The 1,961-nt window shown below is 70.6% G+C and carries 2 protein-coding genes; both read right to left on the bottom strand.

Going from position 1 to position 1,961, the window contains the following annotated elements:
- Positions 1 to 110: 110 nt before the first annotated feature.
- Positions 111 to 452 carry a P-II family nitrogen regulator gene (locus tag H9657_RS14320; protein WP_013116698.1) on the bottom strand — a complete coding sequence of 114 codons (342 nt, stop codon included), beginning with the start codon at positions 450 to 452 and terminating at the stop codon, positions 111 to 113.
- A complete protein-coding gene (locus tag H9657_RS14315; protein ID WP_191784090.1) occupies positions 452 to 1,759 on the bottom strand; it encodes an ammonium transporter in 1,308 nt (435 codons plus the stop codon). The genes H9657_RS14320 and H9657_RS14315 overlap by 1 nt, the downstream gene beginning before the upstream one ends.
- Between the last annotated feature and the right edge of the window lie 202 nt (positions 1,760 to 1,961).

Raw genomic sequence — 1,961 nt, 5'->3', positions numbered from 1 at the left:
GCGGAGCAGCGCGCTGGGCCGGCCCCCCGGGGGGGGGGGGGACCTGCGGCTGCTGCGGCGACCCGGCCGCGCCCCCCGCGGGCGGCCGTCCGGTCGTCATGCGTGCGCTGCTAGAGGGCGTCGTCGCCGTGCTCACCGGTGCGGACGCGAGCCACGTCCTCCACCGGCACGACCCAGACCTTGCCGTCGCCGATCTTCCCGGTCTGCGCCGCCTGCACGACCACCTCGGTCACGCCGGCCACGTCCTCGTCCGCGACGAGCACGTCGATCCGCACCTTCGGGACCAGGTCGACCGTGTACTCGGCACCGCGGTAGACCTCGGTGTGCCCCTTCTGGCGGCCGTAGCCGCTGGCCTCGCTGACCGTGAGTCCGCGGACCCCGGCGGCCTCGAGGGCCGACTTCACGTCATCCAACCGGTGCGGCTGGATGATCGCCGTCACGAGCTTCGTCATCACTTCACCTCCGACACGACACGGGCGCCGCCCAGGTTCTCGTACGCGGTCTCGCCGTGCACCGCGAGGTCGATACCGCCGACCTCGACGTCCTGCGAGACGCGCCACCCGAGCGTGGCCTTGAGGATGAGACCGATCACCAGCGTCGTGAGGCCCGAGAAGACGATCGCGACGAGAGCGATCACGACCTGGATGACGAGCTGGTTGGCGCCACCGCCGAAGAACAGACCCGTGTCGGCGGCGAGGAAGCCGATCATCACGGTACCGACGAGACCACCGACGAGGTGGACGCCGACGACGTCGAGCGAGTCGTCGTAGCCGAACCGGAACTTCAGGCCGACGGCCAGGGCGCAGAGCACGCCGGCCACGACACCCAGGATGATCGAGGTCACGGGACGCAGGGCGCCCGCGGCCGGGGTGATGGCGACCAGGCCGGCGACGATGCCCGAGGCGGCACCGAGCGACGTGGCGTGCCCGTCGCGGAACTTCTCCGTCACGAGCCAGGCGATCATCGCCGCCGCGGTGCAGGTGGTCGTGTTGACCCACGCGAGGCCCGCGGTCTCGTTGGCGCCGAAGGCCGAGCCGGCGTTGAAGCCGAACCAGCCGAACCACAGGAGCGCGGCGCCGAGCATGACGAACGGCAGGTTGTGCGGGCGCATCGCCTCGGTGCCGAAGCCCTTGCGCTTGCCGATGAGGAGCGCGAGCACGAGGGCGGCGACACCCGCGTTGATGTGGACCACGGTGCCACCGGCGAAGTCGATCGGCGCGGTGTTGGCCACCCCGTCGGTCGTGCCGAACAGCGCGGCGGCGATGGAGCCCTCGGCACCGGACAGCTGCCCGCCGCCCCAGACCATGTGCGCCATCGGGAAGTAGGTGACCGTGACCCAGATCGCCACGAAGGCGAGCCACGTCCCGAACCGCGTGCGGTCCGCGATCGCACCGCTGATGAGGGCGACGGTGATGATCGCGAACGTCACCTGGAAGGCGACGTCGATGACCTGCGGGTAGTTGCCCAGGGGGCTGACGACCGCGTCACCCGCGGCGTCGAACAGCGTGCCGCTCAGGCCGAACTGGTCGAACGGGTTGCCGAAGATGCCCGCGACGCTGGCGCCGTACGACGTCGACCAGCCCCACAGCACGTAGATCACGCCCACGACGCCGATGGCTCCGAACGACATCATCATCATGTTCAGGACGGACTTGCCCCTGACCATGCCCCCGTAGAAGAACGCCAGTCCTGGCGTCATGAGGAGCACCAGGGATGCTGAGGTCAGCATCCAGGCTGCGGCTCCGGTGTCCCACTCCATGTCTGTACTCCCCTCGCCAGCCGGGCGGCCGGACGGGGACAACTGTGGAGCGGGGGCGTTTCGCGGGACCGGCACGGGAGTTACGCGCGTGTGACAGCCGCTGTCCGTGAGTAAACGTTGCGTTTCGTGCTGGGCGATCGTCCAGGGTCCGGAACGGTTCGTCCCGGTCCGCGGGCCCCCCGGGGGCGGCCGCCCGCGGCGG

Origin of the sequence: Cellulomonas avistercoris, from assembly GCF_014836445.1 — a bacterium.
Lineage (GTDB): Bacteria > Actinomycetota > Actinomycetes > Actinomycetales > Cellulomonadaceae > Cellulomonas > Cellulomonas avistercoris.
Note: the sequence above shows the minus strand (reverse complement) of the source record. Positions and strands in the feature narration are given on the sequence as shown.

What these genes read in the sequence shown, in the direction of transcription:
- H9657_RS14320 (WP_013116698.1), bottom strand. Translation starts at nt 452, where the DNA reads ATGACGAAGCTCGTGACGGCGATCATCCAGCCGCACCGGTTGGATGAC.
- H9657_RS14315 (WP_191784090.1), bottom strand. Translation starts at nt 1,759, where the DNA reads ATGGAGTGGGACACCGGAGCCGCAGCCTGGATGCTGACCTCAGCATCC.